We start from the raw sequence: 22,667 nt of genomic DNA, 5'->3' as shown, positions 1-22,667 counted from the left end.
AAGGCGCGCGGCTCTTCGCCCATGGGGGATCATGGCGGGATGACGCGCACCCCCGGCACGGACACGGACGCCGAGTCCCCGGTCCGCTGGTCCTACGCCTTCATCGACCGCCTCGACGGCACCGCCGACGCCTTCTGGCGCGCGGTCACCGCGACCGGGGCGTCCGCCCGGCGCGGTGAGGAAGACCAGTTCGCCACCCTCCTCCCCGGTGACGGCCACGCCTACGTCAAGACCCAGACCGTCGGCGCGAACCCCGGCTCGCATCTCGACCTGTGCGTTGAGGACATGCCCGCCTTCGCCGCCCGGGCCGTCGAACTGGGCGCCCGGATCGTCACCGAACTCGACGACGTCATCGTCCTCGCCTCACCCGGCGGTGCGCCCTTCTGCGTCGTCGCGTGGGAAGCCGAGACCGGACGGTCCGCCCCCGTCGAGATCGGCGACAGCCGCACCCGCCTCGACCAGCTCTGCGTCGACGTCGCCCCCGCCGACTTCGAGGCCGAGAGCCGCTTCTGGCCCGCACTGACCGGCTGGACGACGGGGGCGGGGATTCTCCCCGAGTTCACCTGGGTCCGTCAGCCGCGCGAACTGCCCCTGCGGATCCTGATCCAGCGCATGGCCGAGACCGGACCGGCCCGCATGCACCTCGACTTCGCCTGCGCCGACATCGACGCCGCCCGCGAGGTCCACGAGAGACTCGGCGCGAGCCACGTCGCGAGCCACGTGCGCTGGCACGTCATGCGCGACCCCGGCGGCGTCGAGTACTGCCTGACCGTCCGGGACCCCGACACCGGCGTGATCTAGACCGCCGGCAACAGCCCCGGCCGCGGATTCGCGCCCGTCAGCACGGTCGCCGGGCGCTCACCGAGTCCGTGGCGGGCGATGGCGGCGATGCCCGCCGCGCCCGCGGGTTCCACCAGGATCCCGAGGGTGTCGGCGATCAGCCGCATCGCGGCGAGCAGGTCGGTGTCGTCGACGAGGACCATCTCGTCGACGAGGCCGCGCAGCCGCTCCACCGACTCCGCGACCGGCACCCGGATGGCGATGCCCTCGGCGATGGTGTCGACGGGCCCGCCGGGGACGACGCGTCCCGCGCGCAGGCTGTCGGCCAGGGCGGGCGCGCCGGTGACGCCGACGCCCACGATCCGCGTGGACGGCGCCGCGTGCTTGACCCAGCGCGCCACCCCGGCGATGAGGCTGCCGTCGCCGACGGGCAGGACGACCGTGTCGGGTGTGCCGGTGCGCAGCAGTTCGACACCGATCGTGCCGGCGCCTTCGGCGATGGCGGGTTCGCGTCCGTCCTCGACGAACACCGCGCCGGGGGTTTCCCGTGCGTGTTCGCGCGCGGCCTCCTTGGCGGCGTGGCCGTCCCCGTCGACCTGGGTGATGGTCGCGTCGAGCGCGGCCAGCCGGGCGAGTTTGACGGGGTTGGCGCCGGCGGTGGTGAACACGTGCACGGGCAGGCCCCGGCGCCGTCCGGCGTGGGCGACGCCCTGGCCGAAGTTCCCCGAGGACGCGCAGACGACCGCCGTGGTGCCGGCCGGCAGCTCGTGCACGAGGAAGGCGGCGCCGCGTCCTTTGAAGCTGCGCAGGGGGTTGGCCGTCTCGACCTTGACCAGCACCGGGCGGCCGAGCGCGGCAGACAGCAGCGGGTCGGTGTACTGGGGGGTGTCGCGGAAGCAGTCGTCGATCACGGCGGCGGCGCGGGCGATCCGTTCGAGGGAGAGGTCCGTTGGCATTCGCACATCGTATACGATGTGCGAATGAAGGCGAGAGAGCCGATCGAGCGGCCGGCCCCTCTGCGGGCCGCCGTCTACCAACGGGTCGTGGACCTGGTCGCCACCGGCGAGGTCGAACCCGGCCAGGCGGTCACCGAGGCCGAACTGAGCCGCTCCCTCGGCGTCTCGCGCACTCCGGTGCGGGAGGCGCTGCTGCGGCTGGAGGCCGAAGGGGTTCTGGAGTCGGCGCCCGCGCGCGGATTCAGCCTGCGGCCCCTGAGCCCGGCGGAGGCCGCCGAGCTGTACCCGATCCTCGGCGCGCTGGAGCGGCTGGCCGTGTCCACCTCACCGCCGGGCACGCTCGACCTGGCCGCGCTGCGCGCCCTCGACACCGAACTCCTCGCCGCCACCGACCCCGTCCGGCGCTGGCACCTCGACACCGCCTTCCACGACACGATCGTCGCCGCGTGCCCGAACGCGAGCCTGCGCGCGATGATCCACGCGCTTCGGGTGCGGGTCACGCGCTACGAACTCGCCTACATGCGCGACGGCGACCGCGAGAGCCACTCCGCCCCACTGCACGCGCGGATCCTCACCGCCTTCGGCGAAGGCGATCGCGAGGCCGCGGCCGACCTCATCGGCCGCAACTGGGACGGTTCGCACACGATGGTCCTGAACTGGCTGGAGGGCGGGAAGTGAACAGCATCGGCGTCATCGGTGTCGGTGAGATCGGCCGGGCCCTCGTCGAGGGCCTGTGCGGCGGGCCCGGGGAATCGCCCGAGGTGTTCCTGTCGCCCCGGGGCGCGCGCACGGCCGCCGAGCTCGCCGCGCGCTTCGAGCGCGTGCGGGTCTGCGCGGACAACCAGGAGGTCGCCGACCGCGCCGAGATCGTGCTCGTCGCCGTGCGCCGCGCCGACCGGCACGAGGCCCTGCGCGGCCTGCGCGTCGGCGAGGGCAAGGTCGTCGTCAACGTGATGGCGGGGGTCGGCAACGACGACCTGCGCACGCTGCTGGGCACCACGGCACCGCTGGTGCGCGCCATTCCGCTGCCGACCGTGCGCGAGCGCGCCTCGGTTACCGTCACCTACCCGGCCCACCCGGTCGTCGACGCGTTCTTCGACGGCCTCGGCGGCTCGCTGCCGGTCGCCGACGAGGCCGCCTTCAACGTCTTCTCCGCGCTGACGGGGACGCTGACCACGCACTACTCCTACCTGGCGACGCTCACCTCGTGGGCCGCCGGGCGCGGCGTGCCCGGCGAGGACGCCGAACGCTACGTGCGCGGACTCTTCCAGGGGGTCGGCCGCTCACTGGGCGACGAGTCGCGCTCCCTCGGGCGGCTCGCCGCCGACCACGAGACCCCGAAAGGCAACAACGAGCGCGTCCGCACGACCTGGTTCGACGACGCGAACGCGCGCGCCCTCGGCGCGGTCCTCGACGGGCTGCTCGCCGACCTCGGGTGACGGCTAGGTCCGGACGAGGCCTTCGCCCCGGGCCTCGCCGTACTCCACGACCACGCGGTACTCCGCGCCCGCGTCCAGCGTGAAGAGCACCCCGAGCGGCACGACGACGTCGAGCGTCTCGCCGGGTTCCAGTACGAGGTCGGGCCGCCGGAACGGTGTCGCCCACGTCGACACCGGGGCCTTGGCGACCTCCTCGCCGTCGCCGTCGTACACCGTCACGGCGAGCATCCCGAACGACGCCAGCAGGCTCGCCCGGTAGGCCTCGGTGGAGTACTCCCACGGCCCGGAGGGGCGGCCGAGGTCGGGGTTGGGGACGGTGGCCGGTGCCGTCGAGGTGTTGGCCACACGCAACCGGACCGCCGTCTCGCCTTCCGGTGCGGCGGTGGGTTCGACCGTCGCGGAGAGGGCGCTCATGACGGGTTGACGAAGTAGGCCCAGGACAGGCTGCAGTTGGAGTTGGCGCCCGGGTTCTTCGTCGGGGAGAGGCTGACCGGCCCGCCGGCCGGGGTGGCGTGGAAGGCGTCGATGTCGTTGACGACCCGCGTGGTGAAGGCGTCGGCGATCTCGTCGCGGGTGCCGCCCATGGCCGTCCACAGTGCCGCCTCGGCGGCCGCGGCGGTGGCCCCGTGGAACTTGGTCCCGGCGGTCTTGGCGTTGGTGACCTTCTGGTCCCAGGGGACGATGATGTCGTTGAACGCCGCCTGCATGTCGCTCGCGTGGTGGTCCTCGTGGCGGCGGTTGGCCGACTTCATGGCGGCGTCGCCGGGATCCCCGGCCGCACGGAAGCGGGTGGCCCCGGCCCCGGTGCAGCCCGGCACGGTCGGGAAGGTCGTGTGGAAGGCCGCCTTCGTCCAGGTCGTGCGCCACGGTCCGGCGCCGAGGACCAGTTCGTCGAAGCTGCCGACGTTGGCGGGCACCACGTTGACCTCGGAGTCGAAACCGCCGGCGGGGACGGCGGCGGTCGTGAGGGTCGGCGCGACCAGCGAGGACCGCACGAGGTCGCCCGTCGAGGTCACCGTGCCGTTGATCTTCGGGGTCGTCAAGCCGGCGGGTGCGCCGGTGGTGACGACCGTGGCGAGGTTGTTGGTCTCGCGGACCGTGCCGTTGGCCCAGGTCGCCGCGCGCTGCACGGGGAGGGCCTGGGCGCCCATCAGGGGCTCTTCGGCGACTTCCGCGATGCCCTGGCGGGCCGCGGTCTCCTCCTGCTCCGGTTCGCGTTCGGCGCAGCCGCCCGGTCCGCAGCGCTGGACGGCCGGCGCCAGCATCGCCGTGACGGCGCGGTTTCCCGCGCGGCGCTGGAGCGCGGCGACGCCACGGGCGTCCAGGGGTCCTTTGCCGACGGCGAACTCGTCGTCGGTGAGGCGCTGCACCAGCGGTGGGCGCCGGCGGACGTTCGGCTCGGCGCGCAGGCGAAGGAGCATGGTCGACCTCCCGGGGTTACCCGACCCCTCAAGGATGCGCGGGGGCTCAGGCGAAGGGGCTGCCCGAAAGGGCAGCCGTTCGGGAGGCGCGGTTGCGGGTTCAGATCGTCGTGACCGGGACGATCGGCATGGTGGCCTCGTTGTCGGCGTCGGTGAAGGCGAGGTCGTCGGCCGCCTTGATCACCGAGCCTCCGGCGCCGGCCATCCGCGTCTGCACCTGGTAGACGTGCTGGAGCCAGTTGAAGGAGGCGGTCGAGGAGGCCGGGACGGTGATGAAGCCGTCGTTGCCCTGACCGGCCTTCTCCATCCCGGGCTTGGCGGTGTCGGCGTTGGCCTGGGCCTCTTCGGCGATGGACATCAGCATCCCGCCGATGGTGCGCATCTTTGAGGGATAGGCGTGCATGTCGGCTCCTCACGTCGGGTCCGAGCGCATGCTATTCCCCTTCGTCAACACCTCTCCGGAGACTCGACCGGAGTGTCGCGGGGTCGGGGAGCGTGCGGATGTGGCGCCGCCAGTGCTCGATGGTCTCCTCGGAGTAGCCGCGCTCGTCGTCGAAACCGAGCTCGCCGTTCTCGGCGCGCACGGCGACGCGCTCGCACCAGTCGACGGTCAACCGCATCGCGTCGGTGGCCAGGCGCATGGCCTCCTGGACGTGCCCGGGGATGAACGAGCCCGCCGTGGGGTCGCCCGAGTCGGCGACGTCGAGCCAGGCGAGGTTCTGCCGCATCTGGGCGGTGATGAGGGCCGCGCGGTTGCGCAGCATCGCGGCGGCCTCACGCGGGCCCAGGACCGGCGCGAAGCTCCAGGCGACGAAGAAGGGGTCGACGACCGGTTCGATGCCCCACAGCTTCTCGCGCAGGACCTGCTGGAACTCCGTCTCGCCCTTGGCGGTGACGCGGTAACTGGTGCGGGCCGGGCGCTTGTCGACCTGCTCGGTGCTGACGACTTCCAGGCAGCCGTCGGTGGTGAGCTTCTTCAGGCCGTGGTAGACGGAGCCCGGTTTGATCTTGGCCCAATCCTCGGCGTTCCAGGAGGTGAGCTCCTTCAAGACGTCGTAGCCGTGTACCGGCTGCAACCAGCGCACGAGGCCGAGGATGAGCAGCCGGGTTGTCCACATGCATGAATCCTAGCCCAGTTTGAATATATGGATCATGGGGTCCGGCCAGCGCGTTGAGATACTTTTTATTCAACGTTGACTATCGCTTGAGGCGTGAGGTACTGTCGCGCTTGAGGGTACATTGACGCCATAGTGGCGTCGGATTACGTCTCGGCGGCAGTCACCGTCGGGACAGGGAGACAAGGATGCTGATCGAGACCAAGGGCCTCCGGAAGACCTTCCGCGCCCGAAAAGGCAACGTCGAAGCCGTCCGCGGCGTCGACCTCTCGGTCAAGGAAGGCGAGATCTTCGGCTTCCTTGGCCCCAACGGCGCGGGCAAGACCACCACCCTGCGCATGCTGTCCACCCTGCTGGAACCCACCGGCGGCTCCGCGCGCGTCGCCGGAGCCGACCTGCTCAAAGAACCCGCCCAGGTACGCCGCCAAATCGGCTACGTCGGCCAGTCCGGCGGAACCTGGGGCGAAGTCACCGCCCGCGAAGAACTCGTCATGCAGGGCCGCCTCTACGAAATGGGCAAGACCGCCGCCCGCGAACGCGCCGTCGAGGTCATCGAAGCCTTCGAACTCTCCGAGTTCGCCGACCGCAAGGTCAAGACCTACTCCGGCGGGCAACGCAGACGCCTCGACGTCGCGCTCGGCACCGTCCACCAGCCGTCCCTGCTGTTCCTCGACGAACCCACCACCGGCCTCGACCCCCAGGCCCGCGCGCACATGTGGGACGAGATCAAGAAACTCCGCGAACGCGGCACCGCCGTCTTCATCACCACGCACTACCTCGACGAAGCCGACGCGCTCTGCGACCGGCTCGCCATCATCGACCACGGCGAGATCGTCACCGAGGGAACACCGATCGAACTGAAACGCCAGATCGCCGGAGACATCGTCCTCGTCGGCGTCAACGGAGCCGCCGCGAAAGCCGTGGCACTCCTCGAACCCGCCGAATACGTCCGCGAAGTCCAAACCGACGAACCCGACCCGACCGGCGTCACCCTGCTACGCCTCTACGTCGAGAACGGCTCCGCCGCCGTGCCCGAAATCCTCCGCGCCCTCGACCGCGCCGAGGTCACGATCAGCTCCATGGAGCTCCACCGGCCCAGCCTCGACGACGTGTTCCTGCGGCAGACCGGCCGCTCCCTGCGGGAAAGCGACTAGGAGAACGCGACCATGAAACTCATCCGCGACACCTGGCTGGTCTACGCCCGGCAACTCGGACTCGTCATCCGGCAGCCGACCTGGGTGTTCATCATGCTCATCCAGCCCCTGTACTACCTGATCCTCTTCGGGCCACTGCTCAACGGCCTCGAAGGCATGCCCGGCTTCGAAGCCGGCGCCATGGAGACCTTCGTACCCGGCCTCGTCATCATGATGGCGATGTTCGGAACCCTCTTCTCCGGATTCGGACTCATCGCCGAAATCCGCGAAGGCGTCATCGAACGCTTCCGAGTCACCCCCATCAGCCGCCTCGCGCTGCTCCTCGGACGCTCCCTGCGAGACGTGACGACACTCGTGTTCCAGGCACTCATCCTGGTCCTGCTGTCCTCACCCATCGGCGGACTCACCATCTACTGGGACGGACTCGCCCTGATGATGCTCATCGTCATCGGAATCGGCCTCGCCCTGTCCGCCGCCTCGTACGGCGTCGCGATCGTCCTCAAGAGCGAAGACGCCCTCGCGCCCCTCCTCAACACCGTCACCCAGCCCGTCCTGCTGCTCTCGGGCATCATGCTCCCGATGGCACTCGCCCCCGACTGGCTCCAGACCGTCGCGAAGTTCAACCCCTTCGCCTACGCCGTCGACGCCGCCCGCGCCCTCTTCAACGGCGACCTCGCCTCCAACGCCATCTGGCAGGCCGCGGTCTTCATCGGCGCACTCATGCTGCTCCTCGTGTTCTGGTCCGCGCGCAAATTCAGTCGCGCCGCAGCCTGAACCCGCACCACCGACAAGGGCGGGAGACTCCTATGCGGAGTCTCCCGCCCTCGCGCGTCACTCCGCGCGCTCCCCGAAATCCTTCGCCGCCAACTCAGCGGCCTCCGCCTCCTCCGCCAGCCGCGCGTCCTCCTCCAACACCTCGATATCGAACTCGCCGTCCTTCGCGCCCGCCACGAACGCGTCCCACTCCGCCGGCGTGTAGATCAAAATCGTCTCCGGGTCATCGACGGTGCGCAACCCGACCAGGCCATCAGCGGCGAAACCCACCTCAAGCTGGCCAGGCGAACCATCCAGATTCGTCGACCGGCGCCAATCCGCCGCCTTCTCATCGAACTGACCCTTCAACGGATGCTCATGCATAAGGACTCCCTGCTTATCTTGGCGGCGCGGACGAAACCGCGTTGCGGGTATGGGATCGGGCTCGGCCCGCCGCCGGTGCCGGGTTCCCGGCGTGGGCGGGCGGGGGTTTGGTGTTTCGGGTGGTGTGGACCGCCGTGCTGGTTCTGGCGGTGCGGGCGGAATGCTTCGGTGGTCGGGTCGTGGGGGCTGTCGTGCCGGTCCGCGTGGTGCGGGCGGATCCGCGCGCCGGGGCGGCATCGGGCATCGCCCACGCCGAAGCCCGGCGGCTCCGTCGTCTCCTTCGTCCAACGACAGAACCGCCGGGATGGATGCGGCGGCGGACCTCAGCGGCGCTGCGCGAGAGTGAGCCCGTCCGAGATCGGGAGCATCACCACGTCGAAACGCTCATCGTCGGCGACGACCCGGTTGAACTCGCGCATCGCCACCACGTTCGCGCCCTGCTCCGCCTCGTCGATGATCCGGCCACCCTGGAAGACGTTGTCGACCACGATGATCCCGCCCGGCCGCATCCGCTTGCTCAACTCCGCCCAGTACGTGAGATACCCGGTCTTGTCGGCGTCGATGAAGCACAGATCGAGCTCGGGAGCCGGATCGAAGTCGCCCAGGATCTCCTTCGCGTCACCGATCCGCAACTCGATGCGGTCGGCGACACCCGCGCGCTCCCAGTACTTCCGGGCGACGCTCGTGAACTCCTCACTGATGTCGAAACAGACCAGCCGGCCGCCCTCGGCCATGCCCCGCGCGATCGACAGCGAGGACATGCCCGTGAACGTGCCGATCTCGACCGCTCGCGTCACCTTCAGCGAGCGGGCCAGCATGGTCAGGAACTTCGACTGGATCGCGCTGATCTGCATCTGCGCGTTCGACGGCAGCGACGCGCGCGTCTCGTCCGCGAGTTCGGCGAGCAGGTCGTCGGTACGCGTCGAATGCGCCTGGGTGTAGTCGTCGAGTTCGGGAATGAGGTTGATGTCGCGTCGGCTCATGGTTGCCGACGCTACCGCTTTCCCGGCCCGAAGGTCCGCTCCCGCGCGGCCCCGCCCGGGACCGCGCGGGAACCGCCCTCACCGTCCGAAGGGGACGATCGGGATGGCGAGGGCGAGCGCGGTGAGTTCGCCCATGTCCAGCGACGGGTCGAGCGGCCCGTCCGGTTCGGTGTCGTGGACGGGCGTCGGCCAGTCGCGGACCACCAGTCCGGTGCCGTCGGCGCGGATCACGACGACGGTGTGGACGGTGGTGACGCCCCAGTCGTTGCGCTGGTGCGCGGCGACGGTGAGGATCCGTTCCCCGCCGGGGCCGGCCGACTCGTCGCAGTCAAAGGTGTACGCGGCCCTGCCGCCCGTGTAGTTCCGGCCTTCGTAGGCGTCGCAGCCCTCGGTGAGGTATCCGTTCGCGGGCTGGGTGATGCCGTCGCGGGAGACGTTGTCCGTGCCCGGCAGGAAACCGCCGGAGGGGAACAGGGTCACGTCGAGCCAGTCCTCGACCTCCGCGTCCGCGCCGTCGATCGCGAGCCGCGCGCCGGAGTACATGCCGAACATCGCGAACACGGCGTCGGCGGTCTGCTTCGGTGAGGAGTCCCAGATCTGGTAGACGGGCTGGTCGTGGACCGAGGCGAAGGAGTCCATGTTGTTCGGGCTGTCCAGCGGGACCAGATAGGCGGTGTGGCGGGAGATCTGGAGATTCGCGTCGACCGGCCGCAGTTCGGGTCGCATCCCGCCGGTGCCGTCGGCGACCATGTCGACGCTCCTGGCTTCGGGGTGGTGCTCCCGCAGGTACGACACGAGTGCCTGCGTGAGTTCGGCGCCGGCGTCGTCGTCGACCCGGTCGTCGCCGAACCAGTAGTAGTCGCTCCCGGGGGGGAGCGGCGGCAGGTCCGACGACGGCGTGGGCTCGACCGGTGTCTCCGACGCGCTCGCCGCGCCGTCGGGCGTCGTGACGGCCGCGCCCGGGCCGACGAGCGCGGTCAAGGCGATGGTGGCCGCCGTGAACGCGGCGACGCCGAGGGCGGTGCCGCCGGTGAGAGCGAGCCGCCGCCGGCGGACGCGCCCGCGGCCGCGGGTGACGACGAGGTCGGCGTCGAGCGTTCGCGGCGGGGACTTCGCGGCGGCCCGGTCCAGCAGATCCCTGATGTCGTCGGTCATGACGACGCTCCCATCGTTCGTTCCGGCATGGCTGCGGACAGCAGGGCGCGCAGGGTCCGCAAGCCGCGCGTGCCCTGGGATTTCACCGTTCCGGTCGAGCAGCGCATGATCTCGGCGACCTGCTCGATCGGCAGGTCCTCCCAGTACCGGAGGACGACGACGGCGCGCTGCCGCGGCGGCAGCCGGGCGAGGGCGCTCATGACGGCTAAGGTGTCGGCGGTGGCCTCGCTTTGGTCGGGGATCTGGCGCTCGGGCGGTCTTTCACTGACCCGTTCGCGCCGGAACCAGCCCCGGCGGTGCTCGCTGATCAGCGTGTTGGCCACGATCCGCCGCACGTAGGCGTCGCAGGCGTTGTGGGAGATCCGTGTCCATGCCGCGTAGAGCTTGATGAGCGAGGTCTGGACGGCGTCCTCGGCGCGTTGCCAGTCGCCGCAGCACAAGTAGCCGAAACGCCGCAGTCGATCGGAGCGCGCGGCGACGTAGCGCCGGAACTCGGCTTCCTCTTCGGCCCGCATGAGCCCTCCCGTCAGCGATGGTCGCCGCTACCTACGCGCCGAAGGCGGCCCGGGGTTGCACCGGATCCGCACGAGCCGTGGCCCGAAGCCCCGAACGGCACGCGCTTTCCTCGATCTCACCGCCGTTCACCTCGTGTTCGAACCGCCCGGCCCCTGGTCTCCGTCGCCCCGGGCGTGTACTTTCACGTACCGAACGTCGCTGCCCGTCGCCGGGAGGCGGCGGGGGACCACGACGACCGTCCACAAGCGACCGAGGAGTCCGATGCGCTTAAGAGTGGGGTCGGCCGCCGCCGCGTCGGCCGCCGTACTGCTCCTGGCGGCCGGTTGCGTCGACGGTGGCGAAGCGCCCGCCGACAACAGCGGGCTGTCCGGTACGGGCGCGGGCGCGGACTGCGTGATCGAGGCGCCCGTCAAGGTCGGCCTCGTCATCAGCATCACCGGTGGTGCCGCGTTTATCGGCGGTTACCAGCAGCAGGGGCTCGAACTCGCCTTCGACGAGCTGAACGCCCAGCGCGGTGTCGAGTACCAGGTGCTCCTCGAAGACGACAAGACCAGTCCCGAGGAGGGCGTCGCCCACTACGCGAAGCTCATCGACAGCGAGAAGGTCAGCGTCATCGCCGGCCCGACACTGTCCACTGTGGCCTTCGCGGCCTTCCCCGACGCGCAGGAGGCGGGCGTTCCGGCGATCGGCATGTCCACCACCGCCGAAGGCATCCCCGATCTGGGCGACTACATCTTCCGCGACTCCCTCTCCGAGCGGGTCGCGCTCGGCGCGAGCATTCCCGCCGCCGTCGAGGCGCTCGACCTCAAGCGCGTGGCGATCCTCTACGACGGTGTCGACGAGTTCACCTCCTCGGCGTACCGGACGATGAAGGAGGCCCTCGAAGGCCTCGGCATCGACGTCGTCGGCGAGGAGGAGTTCGCCACCACCGACACGAGCTTCACCGAGCAGCTCAACCGCGTCAAGGCCGCCGAGCCCGACGCCGTCGTCCTCTCCGCCCTGCTCGGCGCGACCATCCCGCTGGTGAAGCAGGCGCGCGAGCTCGGGCTCACCGCGCCGATCATCGGCGGGAACGCCTTCAACTCCCCGGTCATGGTCGACGAACTCGGACCGGCGGCGGAAGGCCTGATCGTCGCCGGGGCCTGGAGTTCGGCGCTGCAGAGCGAGGGCAACGAGCAGTTCGTCGCGAACTTCACCCAGCGCTACGGCCGCCCGCCCGACCAGTTCGCCGCGCAGGCCTACACCGCCGCCCACCTCATCGACGTCGCCGTCCGCGCCGACTGCGACGCCAGCCGTGAGGCCATCAAGGACAACCTCGGCCAGATCCTCGAACAGGAGACGGTCCTCGGCACGCTCTCCATCGACGAGAACGGCGAGGTCTACCAGGATCCGGTCGTGCAGATCGTGCGAAACGGAGTACTGGTCCCGCTGGAAAGCTAGCGGACCGTCCAGAATGTACCGACCACTCAGCGCGACCGGGGCCCCGGTTCCGGTGCCCGCACGTGATCCCCATGAATCAATACGTGTAAACATTTGCCCCCTTCACTATTTCCTTCCCGGTATTCCTGTGGTGAGATCTGCGAGGGCACGTCGCGGGACACGCCGATCCGATACCGGCAGGACGGTGGGAGCGCCGGCCCCGACGACCGATCCGTGGAGGATCCATGCTGGATGATGACCGCAGCGCCGTGGACGACACGGGCCGGCCGCGGCGTCTCGCCCGATGGCGGCCCTCGTCGGTGCGCATCCGCACCAAACTGGCCCTCATGCTGCTCATCCCCGTCGTCGCCCTCGCCGGGATCGCCTCGGTGCGCCTCACCGACTCCGCCCAGGAAGCCGCCGACGCCACCGACACCGCCGAACTCGTCGAACTCGCCGGCACCGTCTCCCGCGTCATCCGTGCCATGCAGGACGAACGCGCGCAGGCCTCCGTGCAGGTCTTCAAAGACCAGCTCGACCTGCCCGACATGTCCATCGCCGGCTTCGACGACGCCGTCACCGCCTCGAACGACCGCCTCGCCGAACTCGCCACCGCCCGCGAGGCCTTCACCGACGACCCGCAGGTGACCGCGCTGCTCGCCTCGGCAGACAAGCCCCTGTCGCGGCTCCAGGTCGTGCGATCGGCGGCGCACCGCGACATCGAGCGCGTCCACCTGACCGTCTACAGTGCCGCCGTCAGCCGCCTGACGCGCCTGCTCGACCACGCCGTCGACCAGGCCGAGGCGCCCGGCCTCAACCGCAGCCTGCGGGCCGCGTCGCTGCTCAGCGCCGCCGACGAGAGCTCCGAGCAGCTGCGCGTGCTCACCCTGGAACTCAAGAACGACGAGCCCCTCGACGCCTCCTACCGGCCGTTCATGCAACTGATCGGCGACCGGCAGCGCGCCTTGAGCGAATACCGCCGGATCAGCGCCGACGGCGGCGGCTTCGACGCCGGCGGACTCGGTTCGCAGGACGCCCGGCCGATCAACAACTTCGAGCGGGAGGTGTCCACTTCCCGTTCCTACGAGCGGATCGACGTCGACCACACCGCGCTCGTCGCCGCCTTCGACGCCCGCCACGTCGCCACCGCCGGGGTCATCGACGAGACACTGAACGCCACCGTCGCCGAGTCCAAGGCGATCCAGGACGCCGTGACCCGCCAGGTGCTCATCGAGGTCGCGGTCGTCGTCATCACGCTCGTCCTGGCCGTGCTGACCGCCCTGTGGCTGGGCCGCTCGGTCACCCAGGGTCTGCGGCGGCTGCGCGACTCCGCCCGCCGCGTGGCCCGCGACGAACTCCCGACGGCCGTCCGCCAGGTCGACGAGCAGAAGGAACTGTCCGGCATGACGCCGGAGGAGTTCGCCGAGGCGACCACGCCTCCCCTGCGGGAGGCCGGATCCGACGAACTGTCCGAAGTGGCCGGTGCCTTCAACCTGGTGCACCGCGAGGCGATCCGCGTCGCCGCCCAGCAGGCGATGCTGCGTGTGCACGTCGGCTCGATGTTCATCCGCCTGGCCCGTCGCGGCCACTCCCTGACCGGCCGCCTCACCGCCGAACTCGACGCGGCCGAGCACGCCGAGAACGACCCCGATCAGCTGGAGCGCCTCTTCCGCCTCGACCACCTGGTCTCTCTGCAGGGACGGGCGAACGACAGCCTTCTGGTCCTCGGTGGCGCGTCGGCGGCGAAGGTCCGCACCTCCAACGAGAGGCTCGGCGACGTCCTGCGGGCCGCGCAGAGCCACGCCGAGCACTACACGCGCGTCGAGTTCACCACCGTCGACGACGGCGTGTGGGTCAAACCCGCGGCCGTCGACGACGCCGTGCAACTCCTCGCCGAGCTCATCGACAACGCGACCCGCTATTCCAGCGACCCGGCGCACGTCGCGGCCCGCTTCCTGACCGACAAGGTCGTCGTCGAGATCCGCGACCACGGCATCGGCATCGACGAGGGCCGTCTGGCGATGCTCAACGCCCGCCTCGGCGCGGCCTCGCCGATGGACCTGGAGTCCTTGCAGGCCATGGGTTTGACGGTCGTGGGCATCCTCGCCAACCGCATCGGCATCGCGGTGCGGCTGCGCGCGGCCCCCGACCGGGGCATCATCGCCGAGGTCGTGCTTCCGGCCACGCTCCTCGACTTCGCGCCGACGCCGGAAGCCCGTCGGCGCCTGGAACTGACGGCCGGTCCGGCGACGCCGCAGCGCCGGGAGGCGCCGCTGTTCCGGAAACGGGATCGTTCGGGTGCGACCGCCGTGGCGCCGAGGCGCGCGGGCGCGGCCGTCGCCGATCCGGTCGACGCCGACGAGGAGATCCCGGTCGTGCATTTCGCCTGGCAGGGTGTTCCGCCGAAGGAGCCCGAGCCGGACCTCGACGAGAACGGACTTCCCCGCCGACGCCCCATGTCCAGCCTCGCGGCCGGGACGACCGCGCCGGGGACGTCCCGGCCCACGCGGGGCCCGATCCGGCGTGATCCCGCCGCGATCGGCGCCACCTACCTCGCCTATGCCCGTGGCCTTTCCGGCAGCAGGCAGGGCCAGCCGAAGCAGCAGCCGAACAACAACCCGAGGACGCCCACGTGACCAGCAGCTACAACGTCGACTTTCTTGTCAACGACTTCGTCGACCGGGTCCCGCACGTGTCGCATGTACTCGCCGTGGCCGCGGACGGTCTGTTGATCGCCGCGAACCGCGAACTGCCGACGGACGAGGCGGAACGGCTCGCGGCGGTCGCGTCGGGCCTCACGAGCCTCCTGGCGGGCGCGGCCCGCTCGATGGGTGCCGATCCGGTGATCAGCAACCTGACGGAGATGAACGGCGGCTACATGTTCTCGATGGCGGTGTCGAACGGCGCGAGCCTGCTGGCACTGGCGGGTTTCGGCTGCGACATCGGCCAGGTGGCACACGAACTGGCGGATCTGATCAACCAGGTGGGTCCGGCTCTGACACCGCAGGCGAGACACAACATGCGTTAGACGAGAAGAACGAGAAGAACGAGACGAACGAGACGAACGAGACCGAAGGTCCCGGGCCTTCGGCCCGGGACTGAAAGTCCCGGGTCCAGGGACGGAGTCCCTGGTGGGGTCTGGGGCGAAGCCCCAGCGGGGGTCTCGGGGGCGGAGCCCCTGAGTGGGGTCTGGGGCGAAGCCCCAGCGGGGGTCTCGGGGGCGGAGTCCCTGGTGGGGTCTGGGGCGAAGCCCCGGCAGGGGTCTGGGACGGAGTCCCCAGCGGGGGTGCGGGGGCGGAGCCCTCCAGCCGGCCTCACCCGAAACGGCGGGCGCGGGCCCGTCCACAAAGGACGGACCCGCGATCTTCAGGCCTTAAACCCGCTCACCCCACCGCGACAGGCTCGGCCTCATTCGTGCTCGTCTCCTCCAGCGCACGTCCCGTCCGCTTCGCCTCCCGCCGTTCCCGTCGCCTTTCCTTCCGCCGCTCCACCATCGTGTACAGCGTCGGCACCAGCACCAGTGTCAGCAGCGTCGAGCTCACCAGCCCGCCGATCACCACCATGGCCAGGGGTTTCGAGATGAACCCGCCCCCTCCGGTCAACCCGAGCGCCATCGGCGTCAGGGCGAAGATCGTCGCCAGGGCCGTCATGAGGATCGGCCGCAACCTGTTGCGTCCCCCTTCGATGACGGCTTCGAACAGCGGCATCCCGTCGCGCCGGTACTGGTTGATCAGGTCGAGGAGCACGATCGCGTTGGTCACCACGATCCCGATCAGCATCAGCAACCCGATACCGGCGGCCAGTCCCAGCGGAGTCCCGGTCGCCAGCAGCAGCCCGATCGCGCCGGTCGCCGCGAAGGGGATCGACACGAGCAGGATCAGCGGCTGGATGAGGCTCCGGAACGTCGCCACGAGGATCATGAACACCAGCGCGATCGCGGCGACCGCGGCGAGGCCGAGGTTGCCGAAGGCCTCGCTCTGGTCCTGGCTGGCGCCACCGATCTCGTAGGACGCCCCGGCCGGCATGGTGACGCCGTCGAGCCGTTTCGTCAGCTCGGCGGTGGCCGTGCCGAGGGACTCGCCGGTGTTGGTGCCGGTCACCGTCGCGGAGCGTTCGCCGTCGGCTCGGGCCACGGAGACCGGCCCGTCGACCCGCGCGACCTCGGCGACGTCGGAGAGTTTCACGCCCGGCACGAGGACGAGCTTCTTGAGGTCGGCGATCGAGGCCGGGGCGTCGTCGCCGGACTTGAGGATCACGTCGGCGGTGGTCTGGTCGAAGGACAGTTGCGTGACGGTCGTGCCGCGCATGGCCTGTGTGACGAGCTGACCGATCATGACCTCCGACAGGCCCCGCTGCGCGGCGGCCTCCCGGTCGACGGTGACCTGAACGCGCGGCACCGTCTCGGCGATCGAGCTGGTCACCTCCGTCACGCCCGGCGTCCGCGCCATCGCGTCCTCCACAATGGACGACGCCTCCTTCAGGACCGCCGGATCGTCGGCGGTCACCCGGACCTCAAGGGAGTCGCCGCCGAAGCCGCCGGCCTCGCCGATGGCGATCTCGCCCAGATCCGCACGCGCGCCGAGGGTGTCGCGAAGCGTCTGCTCGACGGCGTCGGTGTCACCGTCCTCGTCGAGGGTCAGCGAGTAGCTCACCTTCGAACTCCCGCCGCCACCGCCGAACAGCGCCGCCAGACCACCGGCACCGCCGACGGTCACCTGGTACATCTCGACGTCGTCGATCCCGGCGATGACCGACTCGACCTCCTTGGCCTTGCCGTCGGCGGTCTCCAGCGACGTGCCCGGCGGCAGCGTCTGCGTGACACTGACCGTCCGCTGCCCGGCGTTGTCGATGAAGCTCGTCTCCAGCTGCGGGACCAGCGACAGCGTCCCGACGAGGATCACCAGTGCCAGTGCGACCGTCGTCAAACGGTGCTTCGTCGCGAAACGCAGCACCGGGACATAGGCGCGCTGCAGGAGACTGTTGCGCTCCTTGCGTTCCGCGGCCTCCCGGTCGGCGTTCTTCGGGGTCTTCATGAACCAGTACGCCAGCACCGGCACCGCCGTCAGCGACACCAGCAGCGAAGCCAGCAACGCGATCGTGACGGTGAAGGAGAAGGCGCCGAACAACTGCCCGACGAGCCCGCCCACGAAGGCGATCGGCAGGAACACCGCCACCGTCGTCAACGTCGAGGACGTGACCGCGCCCGCGACCTCCCGGACCGCGTTGAGGATCGCCTGCCGGCGCGGTTCCCCATAGGCCAGATGGCGGCCGATGTTCTCCAGCACCACGATCGAGTCGTCGACGACCCGGCCGATCGCGATCGTCAAACCCCCGAGGGTCAGCAGGTTCAGCGTGTAGTTCTGCGTCCACAGGGCGATCAGCGCGATCAGCACCGACAGCGGAATCGACACCGCCGTGACCAGCGTGGACCGCACCGAGAAGAGGAACACCAGAATGATCAGGACGGCCATCGCCAGACCGAGCAGGCCCTCCGTCGTCGTGTCCGCGATCGACTCCTCGATCGCCGGAGCCTGATCCGACACGACCGTCATCGTCGCGCCCGAACCCAGGCCGGAGGCCAACTCCGGCAGCGCGTCACGCACGTCATGCGAGATGTCGACGGCGTTCCCGTCCGGCGACATCGTGATCGACAAGCCCAGACTCGGCTGACCGTCGGTGCGAGTCAGCGACGTCGCCTCCGTCGTCTCCAGCGCGACCTCCGCGACATCACCCAGCCTCACCGGCGCCGGCGGCTCCGTCCCCTGTGGAGCGACCGGCGGAGTCAGATACAGATCCTCCAGGTCCTCGACCGCGTCGAAGGCCGCACCGACCTGCACCGTCAGCGAACCCTCGCCCTCCGACACCGAACCCGCCGGGAACGGCGTCCCCGCCGCCCGGATCGCGTCCGCGATCGACGTCGCCGTCAAACCCTTCGACGCGAGCTTTCCCGCGTCCGGCGTGATCGTCACGACACGCTCCCGCGCGCCCGAGACGGTCGCCTCCTTCACACCGTCGATCGCCGCCAACTCCGGCACGACCTGACGCTCCAGCCGCTCCGCCAGAAGCTGCTGATCCTCACCCGAACTCACCGCCAACTGCACCACCGGCAGATCCTCGGTGCTCCCCACCAGCGACCGTGGCTCCACGTCGTCCGGGAGCCCCACACTCGCCAGCGCCTTGTCGACGTCGGCCTGCGCCTCATCGAGATCGACACCGAACTCGAAGGCCACCAGCACACTCGAACTCGACTCCGACGACGTGGACGTGATCTCCGTGACCCCGTCGACACCCCGCAGAGCATCCTCAAGCGGAACCGTCACCTGCCGCTCGACGACCTCGGGAGCCGCACCCACATAGACGGCGCTCACCGAGACCATCGGAAAACTCATCTGCGGCAACAACTGCTGTTTCAAACTCGGCACCGCGAAAGCACCGAAACCCGCCACCACCAGGGTGACGAGCGCGACAAGGCCACGATTGGCCAGGCTCCATCGAGCCAGGAAGGACATGTCGGAGAAACTCCTCAAAGCGCCGGGACGAGAAACGCGCGGCGATGCGCACCCCAAGCCTCGCCACCGGCGGCCCCACCGACGTCCTCCTGCGGGACGGGAGGGGGGTACTGCGAGCGCAGTACTGGCCGGCTCGCGGTGCTCGGGATGCGGCTGGTCCCCTCACCGCCGTGGCCGCACGAGTCCCGTCTCGTAGGCGATGATCACCAGCTGGGCTCGGTCGTGCGCGCCCAGTTTCAGCATCGCCCGGTTGACGTGCGTCTTCGCCGTCGTGCGGCTGATGCCCAAGGCGTCGGCGATCTCGTCGTTCGTGCGGCCCAGGGCCACCAGCGTCAGCACTTCCCGTTCCCGCTCCGTCAGGACGGCCAGGTCCTCCGAGGTGTGCGCCCCGCCTTCGGCGGGGCCCGAGAGGAAGCGGGCGATCAGGCCCTTGGTCGCGGCGGGGGACAGGAGGGAGTCGCCGCCCGCGACGAGGCGGATCGCGTCGTGGAGTTCGGCCGCCGTGACGCTCTTGCCGATGAAGCCGCCGGCACCCGCGCGCAGCGCCGCGAAGACGTACTCGTCGATCTCGAACGTCGTCAGGACCAGCACCTTCACCGACGCGAGGTCCGGATCGGCGGTGATCTGCGACGTCGCGGTCAGCCCGTCGGTCCCCGGCATGCGGATGTCCATCAGGACCACGTCGGGCGCGAGGCCCTTCACCAGGGCGAGCGCCTCGTCGCCGTCGGCGGCCTCGCCGACGACCTCCATGTCGGGAGCGGCGTCGATGAGGACGCGGAAGCCGTGGCGCAGGAGCGCCTGGTCGTCGGCGAGCAGGACCCGGATCACGACGGCTCCCCGGCGGCGGGGAGCACTGCGCGGACACGGAATCCGCCGCCCGGGCCCGGCCCGGCGCTGAAGGTGCCGCCGACCGACAGGGCGCGTTCGCGCATCCCGATCAGCCCGTTGCCGGCGCCGAGGGTCGCACCGCCGGGACCGTCGTCGGTGATCTCGACGAGGACGTCGCCGGGCACGTAGGCGATGGTCAGGGCGGCGTTGGCGCCGGGCGCGTGTTTGTGCACGTTGGTCAGAGCCTCCTGGGCGATCCGGTAGGCGGCCAGCGCGACCTGCGCCGACAGCGGCCGCGGTGTCCCTTGCGTGAGGTGGGCGACGTCCATGCCGACGGCGGCGAACGACGCGAGCAGTCCGGGAAGACCGTCGAGGCCGGGGGAGGGGGCGGTCGGCAGGTCTTCGCCGCTGCCGGGCGCCCGCAGCAGCCCGACGGTCGTGCGGAGCTCGTCGAGCGCCTCGCGGCCGGCGTCGCTGACGTGACCGAGGGCCGTGCGGGCCTGCGCGGGTTCGGTGTCGAGGACGTGCGCGGCGACCTGCGCCTGCACGTTGATGAGGGCGATGTGGTGGGCGAGGACGTCGTGGAGTTCGCGGGCGATGCGCAGCCGCTCGGCCATGACCCGCCGCTCGGCCTCCTCCTCGCGGGTCGCCTCGGCCTGCCTGGCGCGTTCCTCGACGGCGGCGATGTAGGCGCGGCGGCTGCGCCGGGCGTCGCCGATGCCGGTGGCCATGCCGACGGTGAGGACGGGGCCGAGCAGGTCGGACAGGAAGGGCTGGTCGACGGTCGAGATGAGGTTGGCGACGAGGAGGGTCGCGCAGGTGACGGCCGCGGCGGTCCAGGCGGTGCGCCGGGGCGTGCGCAGGGCCACGTTGTAGAGCGCGAAGGCGCAGATGAGCTCTATGGGGGCGCGCTGCCGGTCGCTGCCGATGAGGAACGCGACGAGACACAGCAGGCACGCGGCGAGGACGGCGATGGGGTACTTGCGGCGGAAGAACAGCGACGCGGCCATCGGCGCGCCGAAGACGGCGGCCAGTGGCGGCGTCGGCGGGAACTTCCCGAAGCGCATCGCCAGCAGCAGCCCGGCGTAGACCCCGGCCACGACGGCGGCGTCGGCCAGCCGCGGATGGCGTTGGGCGAGGTCGCGGGCGATGCGGGCCGGGTTCACGGCGACCACGGTACGCGGGCCCCGGCGCGCGGGGCCCCGGCCGCAGGTGCCTACGCCTCGACGTCCTGCGGGTACCACCGCAGCTCAACGGTGTTGCCGTCCGGGTCGCGCACGTACAGGGAGGTCGCGTCGCCGCGCGCGCCGAAGCGCTGGACGGGGCCCTCGACGACGTCGAAGGTGCCGGCCGCGATGACCTCGTCCCAGTCGAGTGGGTCGACGACGAGGCAGATGTGGTCGACGTTCGACTCGCCGCGCGGGCGGCTGCCGAGGTCGATGATCGTCTCGGGCGTGACCCGCACCGACGGGAACGGGACCTTACCGGCCCGCCACTCCTCGACACGGACGGGTTCGAGGCCGAGCGTGCCGCAGTAGAAACCGAGCGAGCGCTCGACGTCGGTGGAGTTGATGACGAGGTGGTCGAAGGCCTTGACGCGCATGTTGTCTCCTTGGTGTTTCCCCAGGTCGTCCGGGGCGTTGGAGTCCACTCTCCGGCAATCGGGGTCGACCATCAAGCGATCTCCCGGCTACGGTCGTTGCCACAGAGGCAACGATGGGAGGGCGTGTGCTGGAACGTCAGGAGGTCGAGACCTTCCTGGTCCTCGCCGAGGAGCTGCACTTCGGCCGGACCGCCGTACGGCTGCGGTTGACGACGGGGCAGGTCAGCAAGACGGTGAAGAAGCTGGAGCGGCGGGTCGGCGCGCCCCTGTTCGAGCGGACGAGCCGGGTCGTGCGCCCGACGGCGATCGGGCGGCGGCTCGCCGAGGACCTCGCGCCGCTGGTGGACGCGATGGAGGCGGCGGTGCGGCGGGCCGTCGACGCCGGGCGGGGGATCAGTGGGGAGCTGCGGGTCGCGCACGTCGGTTCGGGGACCGACGAGTTGCTGCTCAAGGCCGTCGCGCTGTTCACGCGGCGGCATCCCGAGTGCGAGGTGCACGTCCGTGAGGCGCCGCTGTTGAAGACGCGGGCGAGTCTGCTCGACGGTTCGGTCGACGTGCTGTTCGCGTCCTTTCCCTTCGACGGGATGGCGAACGGTCCGGTCCTGCTGCGGGAGCCGAGGGTGCTGGCGGTCGCGGCCGGGCATCCGCTGGCGGCCGAGGAGTCGGTGACGCTGGAGGTCCTCGGCGATCATCCGGTGGTGCAGTACCCGGAGGTGACGTCGGAGGCGTTCAAGGCGGACCGGACTCCGCGGGCCACGCCTTCGGGACGGCCGGTGCCGCGGGGGCCGGTGGCGGAGAGTTTCTCGGACATTCTGACGCTCGTGGCGTTGGGGAAGGGCGTGTGCCCGGTGGCGGAGTCGACGCCTCGGGTCTATCCGCGTTCGGGCTTGGCGTACGTGCCGATCAGCGATGCGCCGCCGATCGAGCGCGGCCCGACGTGGCTGGCGGCGAACACGACGGAGCGGATCACGGCCTTCGTCCGCGCGGCGGTGGACGCGACGGGGTGAGGGCGGGGCGAGCCCGATCCCTTACCTCTCAGGCGTTCTCGTCGGCGTCGCCCAGCCCGGCGGAGTCACCGTTCCCGATACGATCTGTCCATCATGGATGGAGGGTCGCCGATGAGTGACGCGCGTGCACTGCTGGAGGAGTACGTCTCGGCCGGGAAGGCCTTGCAGCTGGCCACTTTGGACGGTTCGGGTGCGCCGGTGGTGTGCAATCTCTGGTTCGCCAGTGCTTTCGCCGCGGACCGTCTGTGGTTCATCTCGCGGCCGGATCGGGCGCATTGCGTCAATATCCGGGCTGATGAGCGGGTCGCGGGTGCGATCGTGGCGATCGAGTTGTCGGTCTTGAGCGAGCCTGTGCGGGGTGTCCAGTTCGTCGGTACGGCAAGGGAACTGCCGGTGTCGGGCATCGACGAGGACATCGCGGCCTATGTCGGGCGGCATCCGAGTGCGGCGAACGCGATCGATCCGGCGCGGTTGGCGTCGGGGGAGGCCCATCACCGTGTCTATCGCGTGGACGTGACGGGCTGGGTCCTCTATGACGAGGTCAATTTCAAGCCGCCGCGGCAGGATGTGCCGGCGATCGTCTAGCCCGCTGGGAGACCGGGGCGGGCGGGAGCTGGAACCCGCCCGCCCCGGGGTTTCGGCGCG

The 22,667-nt window shown here is 70.5% G+C and carries 23 protein-coding genes; 10 read left to right on the top strand and 13 right to left on the bottom strand.

Annotated elements, in window-relative coordinates; genetic code table 11:
* Positions 1-39 precede the first annotated feature (39 nt).
* On the top strand, positions 40-801 hold the full coding sequence (locus tag HNR73_RS05690; RefSeq protein ID WP_184786189.1) for a VOC family protein: 762 nt from the start codon (positions 40-42) through the stop codon (positions 799-801).
* On the opposite strand, the gene HNR73_RS05685 is transcribed toward HNR73_RS05690, so the two are convergent.
* Entirely contained in the window at positions 798-1,736 is a 939-nt protein-coding gene (locus HNR73_RS05685; protein ID WP_184786188.1) for a threonine ammonia-lyase, read from the bottom strand. The genes HNR73_RS05690 and HNR73_RS05685 overlap by 4 nt on opposite strands.
* A 24-nt stretch (positions 1,737-1,760) precedes the next feature.
* On the opposite strand from HNR73_RS05685, the gene HNR73_RS05680 reads away from it, so the two are divergent.
* Both HNR73_RS05680 and HNR73_RS05675 read left to right on the top strand, forming a co-directional pair.
* A complete protein-coding gene (locus HNR73_RS05680; RefSeq protein WP_184786187.1) occupies positions 1,761-2,414 on the top strand; it encodes a GntR family transcriptional regulator in 654 nt (217 codons plus the stop codon).
* Positions 2,411-3,175, top strand: a complete 765-nt coding sequence (locus HNR73_RS05675) for an NAD(P)-binding domain-containing protein (protein ID WP_184786186.1) — start codon at positions 2,411-2,413, stop codon at positions 3,173-3,175. Before HNR73_RS05680 ends, HNR73_RS05675 begins: the two co-directional genes overlap by 4 nt.
* 3 nt (positions 3,176-3,178) lie before the next feature.
* Here the strand turns inward: HNR73_RS05675 and HNR73_RS05670 are convergent, their stop codons facing one another.
* The 4 genes from HNR73_RS05670 to HNR73_RS05655 form a co-directional block, all read right to left on the bottom strand.
* Positions 3,179-3,589: a hypothetical protein gene (locus tag HNR73_RS05670; protein WP_184786185.1), complete on the bottom strand. Its 411-nt coding sequence runs from the start codon at positions 3,587-3,589 to the stop codon at positions 3,179-3,181.
* Positions 3,586-4,596, bottom strand: a complete 1,011-nt coding sequence (locus HNR73_RS05665; RefSeq protein ID WP_184786184.1) for a hypothetical protein — start codon at positions 4,594-4,596, stop codon at positions 3,586-3,588. The genes HNR73_RS05670 and HNR73_RS05665 overlap by 4 nt, the downstream gene beginning before the upstream one ends.
* 100 nt (positions 4,597-4,696) lie before the next feature.
* Positions 4,697-4,999, bottom strand: coding sequence for a hypothetical protein (locus HNR73_RS05660; protein ID WP_184786183.1), 303 nt, complete (start codon positions 4,997-4,999; stop codon positions 4,697-4,699).
* A gap of 31 nt (positions 5,000-5,030) precedes the next feature.
* Positions 5,031-5,714, bottom strand: a complete 684-nt coding sequence (locus HNR73_RS05655) for a PadR family transcriptional regulator (RefSeq protein ID WP_184786182.1) — start codon at positions 5,712-5,714, stop codon at positions 5,031-5,033.
* A 188-nt stretch (positions 5,715-5,902) separates the two neighbouring features.
* On the opposite strand from HNR73_RS05655, the gene HNR73_RS05650 reads away from it, so the two are divergent.
* Both HNR73_RS05650 and HNR73_RS05645 read left to right on the top strand, forming a co-directional pair.
* Complete coding sequence (locus tag HNR73_RS05650; RefSeq protein ID WP_184786342.1) at positions 5,903-6,865, top strand: ATP-binding cassette domain-containing protein; 963 nt, start codon at positions 5,903-5,905, stop codon at positions 6,863-6,865.
* 12 nt (positions 6,866-6,877) lie between these two features.
* Positions 6,878-7,639: an ABC transporter permease gene (locus tag HNR73_RS05645; protein WP_184786181.1), complete on the top strand. Its 762-nt coding sequence runs from the start codon at positions 6,878-6,880 to the stop codon at positions 7,637-7,639.
* Positions 7,640-7,696: 57 nt separating this feature from the next.
* On the opposite strand, the gene HNR73_RS05640 is transcribed toward HNR73_RS05645, so the two are convergent.
* The 4 genes from HNR73_RS05640 to HNR73_RS05625 all read right to left on the bottom strand — a co-directional run bounded on the left by HNR73_RS05640 (position 7,697) and on the right by HNR73_RS05625 (position 10,655).
* The gene (locus HNR73_RS05640) at positions 7,697-8,002 is read right to left on the bottom strand and encodes a DUF397 domain-containing protein (RefSeq protein ID WP_184786180.1); all 306 of its coding nucleotides are present in this window, start codon (positions 8,000-8,002) and stop codon (positions 7,697-7,699) included.
* 323 nt (positions 8,003-8,325) lie between these two features.
* Positions 8,326-8,985: an O-methyltransferase gene (locus HNR73_RS05635; protein WP_184786179.1), complete on the bottom strand. Its 660-nt coding sequence runs from the start codon at positions 8,983-8,985 to the stop codon at positions 8,326-8,328.
* Positions 8,986-9,063: 78 nt separating this feature from the next.
* Positions 9,064-10,140, bottom strand: coding sequence for a hypothetical protein (locus HNR73_RS05630; protein ID WP_184786178.1), 1,077 nt, complete (start codon positions 10,138-10,140; stop codon positions 9,064-9,066).
* Positions 10,137-10,655: a SigE family RNA polymerase sigma factor gene (locus HNR73_RS05625; protein WP_184786177.1), complete on the bottom strand. Its 519-nt coding sequence runs from the start codon at positions 10,653-10,655 to the stop codon at positions 10,137-10,139. Before HNR73_RS05625 ends, HNR73_RS05630 begins: the two co-directional genes overlap by 4 nt.
* A gap of 262 nt (positions 10,656-10,917) precedes the next feature.
* Here HNR73_RS05625 and HNR73_RS05620 point away from each other — a divergent pair, with 262 nt between their 5' ends.
* The 3 genes from HNR73_RS05620 to HNR73_RS05610 all read left to right on the top strand — a co-directional run bounded on the left by HNR73_RS05620 (position 10,918) and on the right by HNR73_RS05610 (position 15,103).
* The gene (locus HNR73_RS05620) at positions 10,918-12,096 is read left to right on the top strand and encodes an ABC transporter substrate-binding protein (RefSeq protein WP_184786176.1); all 1,179 of its coding nucleotides are present in this window, start codon (positions 10,918-10,920) and stop codon (positions 12,094-12,096) included.
* A 224-nt stretch (positions 12,097-12,320) separates the two neighbouring features.
* Positions 12,321-14,711 (top strand): sensor histidine kinase, encoded by a 2,391-nt coding sequence (locus HNR73_RS05615; protein WP_184786175.1) that lies wholly within the window; start codon positions 12,321-12,323, stop codon positions 14,709-14,711.
* Complete coding sequence (locus HNR73_RS05610; protein ID WP_184786174.1) at positions 14,708-15,103, top strand: roadblock/LC7 domain-containing protein; 396 nt, start codon at positions 14,708-14,710, stop codon at positions 15,101-15,103. The genes HNR73_RS05615 and HNR73_RS05610 overlap by 4 nt, the downstream gene beginning before the upstream one ends.
* Before the next feature lie 355 nt (positions 15,104-15,458).
* Here HNR73_RS05610 and HNR73_RS05605 read toward each other — a convergent pair whose 3' ends face one another.
* The 4 genes from HNR73_RS05605 to HNR73_RS05590 all read right to left on the bottom strand — a co-directional run bounded on the left by HNR73_RS05605 (position 15,459) and on the right by HNR73_RS05590 (position 21,015).
* Entirely contained in the window at positions 15,459-18,584 is a 3,126-nt protein-coding gene (locus tag HNR73_RS05605; RefSeq protein WP_184786173.1) for an efflux RND transporter permease subunit, read from the bottom strand.
* A 162-nt stretch (positions 18,585-18,746) separates the two neighbouring features.
* Positions 18,747-19,412 carry a response regulator transcription factor gene (locus tag HNR73_RS05600; RefSeq protein WP_203685980.1) on the bottom strand — a complete coding sequence of 222 codons (666 nt, stop codon included), beginning with the start codon at positions 19,410-19,412 and terminating at the stop codon, positions 18,747-18,749.
* Complete coding sequence (locus tag HNR73_RS40620; protein WP_203685978.1) at positions 19,409-20,578, bottom strand: sensor histidine kinase; 1,170 nt, start codon at positions 20,576-20,578, stop codon at positions 19,409-19,411. The genes HNR73_RS05600 and HNR73_RS40620 overlap by 4 nt, the downstream gene beginning before the upstream one ends.
* Positions 20,579-20,628: 50 nt before the next feature.
* Positions 20,629-21,015 (bottom strand): VOC family protein, encoded by a 387-nt coding sequence (locus HNR73_RS05590; RefSeq protein WP_184786172.1) that lies wholly within the window; start codon positions 21,013-21,015, stop codon positions 20,629-20,631.
* 125 nt (positions 21,016-21,140) lie between these two features.
* Here HNR73_RS05590 and HNR73_RS05585 point away from each other — a divergent pair, with 125 nt between their 5' ends.
* Both HNR73_RS05585 and HNR73_RS05580 read left to right on the top strand, forming a co-directional pair.
* Positions 21,141-22,022, top strand: coding sequence for a LysR family transcriptional regulator (locus tag HNR73_RS05585; protein WP_184786171.1), 882 nt, complete (start codon positions 21,141-21,143; stop codon positions 22,020-22,022).
* Positions 22,023-22,133: 111 nt separating this feature from the next.
* On the top strand, positions 22,134-22,607 hold the full coding sequence (locus tag HNR73_RS05580) for a pyridoxamine 5'-phosphate oxidase family protein (RefSeq protein WP_184786170.1): 474 nt from the start codon (positions 22,134-22,136) through the stop codon (positions 22,605-22,607).
* Positions 22,608-22,667 lie beyond the last annotated feature (60 nt).

Origin of the sequence: Phytomonospora endophytica (assembly GCF_014202425.1) — a bacterium.
In the GTDB taxonomy this organism is placed as follows: Bacteria; Actinomycetota; Actinomycetes; order Mycobacteriales; family Micromonosporaceae; genus Phytomonospora; species Phytomonospora endophytica.
Note: the sequence above shows the minus strand (reverse complement) of the source record. Positions and strands in the feature narration are given on the sequence as shown.

What these genes read in the sequence shown, in the direction of transcription:
- HNR73_RS05690 (WP_184786189.1), top strand. Translation starts at nt 40, where the DNA reads ATGACGCGCACCCCCGGCACGGACACGGACGCCGAGTCCCCGGTCCGC.
- HNR73_RS05685 (WP_184786188.1), bottom strand. Translation starts at nt 1,736, where the DNA reads ATGCCAACGGACCTCTCCCTCGAACGGATCGCCCGCGCCGCCGCCGTG.
- HNR73_RS05680 (WP_184786187.1), top strand. Translation starts at nt 1,761, where the DNA reads ATGAAGGCGAGAGAGCCGATCGAGCGGCCGGCCCCTCTGCGGGCCGCC.
- HNR73_RS05670 (WP_184786185.1), bottom strand. Translation starts at nt 3,589, where the DNA reads ATGAGCGCCCTCTCCGCGACGGTCGAACCCACCGCCGCACCGGAAGGC.
- HNR73_RS05665 (WP_184786184.1), bottom strand. Translation starts at nt 4,596, where the DNA reads ATGCTCCTTCGCCTGCGCGCCGAGCCGAACGTCCGCCGGCGCCCACCG.
- HNR73_RS05660 (WP_184786183.1), bottom strand. Translation starts at nt 4,999, where the DNA reads ATGCACGCCTATCCCTCAAAGATGCGCACCATCGGCGGGATGCTGATG.
- HNR73_RS05655 (WP_184786182.1), bottom strand. Translation starts at nt 5,714, where the DNA reads ATGTGGACAACCCGGCTGCTCATCCTCGGCCTCGTGCGCTGGTTGCAG.
- HNR73_RS05645 (WP_184786181.1), top strand. Translation starts at nt 6,878, where the DNA reads ATGAAACTCATCCGCGACACCTGGCTGGTCTACGCCCGGCAACTCGGA.
- HNR73_RS05640 (WP_184786180.1), bottom strand. Translation starts at nt 8,002, where the DNA reads ATGCATGAGCATCCGTTGAAGGGTCAGTTCGATGAGAAGGCGGCGGAT.
- HNR73_RS05635 (WP_184786179.1), bottom strand. Translation starts at nt 8,985, where the DNA reads ATGAGCCGACGCGACATCAACCTCATTCCCGAACTCGACGACTACACC.
- HNR73_RS05630 (WP_184786178.1), bottom strand. Translation starts at nt 10,140, where the DNA reads ATGACCGACGACATCAGGGATCTGCTGGACCGGGCCGCCGCGAAGTCC.
- HNR73_RS05625 (WP_184786177.1), bottom strand. Translation starts at nt 10,655, where the DNA reads ATGCGGGCCGAAGAGGAAGCCGAGTTCCGGCGCTACGTCGCCGCGCGC.
- HNR73_RS05620 (WP_184786176.1), top strand. Translation starts at nt 10,918, where the DNA reads ATGCGCTTAAGAGTGGGGTCGGCCGCCGCCGCGTCGGCCGCCGTACTG.
- HNR73_RS05615 (WP_184786175.1), top strand. Translation starts at nt 12,321, where the DNA reads ATGCTGGATGATGACCGCAGCGCCGTGGACGACACGGGCCGGCCGCGG.
- HNR73_RS05605 (WP_184786173.1), bottom strand. Translation starts at nt 18,584, where the DNA reads ATGTCCTTCCTGGCTCGATGGAGCCTGGCCAATCGTGGCCTTGTCGCG.
- HNR73_RS05590 (WP_184786172.1), bottom strand. Translation starts at nt 21,015, where the DNA reads ATGCGCGTCAAGGCCTTCGACCACCTCGTCATCAACTCCACCGACGTC.
- HNR73_RS05580 (WP_184786170.1), top strand. Translation starts at nt 22,134, where the DNA reads ATGAGTGACGCGCGTGCACTGCTGGAGGAGTACGTCTCGGCCGGGAAG.